This window comes from Dietzia sp. UBA5065 (assembly GCA_002415925.1).
Taxonomy (GTDB): Bacteria; Actinomycetota; Actinomycetes; order Mycobacteriales; family Mycobacteriaceae; genus Dietzia.
In genome coordinates, this window is sequence record DIAZ01000106.1 from 1 (window position 1) to 313 (window position 313).

Below are 313 nucleotides of genomic sequence, written 5' to 3' on the forward strand. Positions count from 1 at the left end.
GGTAGTCGCGTTAGTCTCGTGGGCTCGGAGATGTGTATAAGAGACAGGGCGGGGGCGGGGGCGCGAACGAGCGGCGCGATCGAGCGGGTTGGCCGGCAGGATCAGGCGCTGACGCCGTCGTAGCCGCGGCTGCGGAGTGCCGCCCGGACGTGCGCCAGGATCTCGCCGGGGGTGCGGATCAGTGAGGTCGCGGTGACCACCTCGATGTACCAGCCGGCCGCCCGCAGCCGGTTACGACGAATCTCGTCATCTGCCTGCTGCTTCTTCGTACGGTGGCCCCCGCCGTCGTATTCCACCGCGACCCTCAGTTCCG

Annotated in this window: 1 pseudogene; it reads right to left on the reverse strand. The window is 69.0% G+C overall.

The annotated features are described in order from the left end of the window. Positions 1-101 precede the first annotated feature (101 nt). Positions 102-313 (reverse strand): annotated as a pseudogene (locus B4M60_RS08095) (hypothetical protein); the annotation flags it as partial.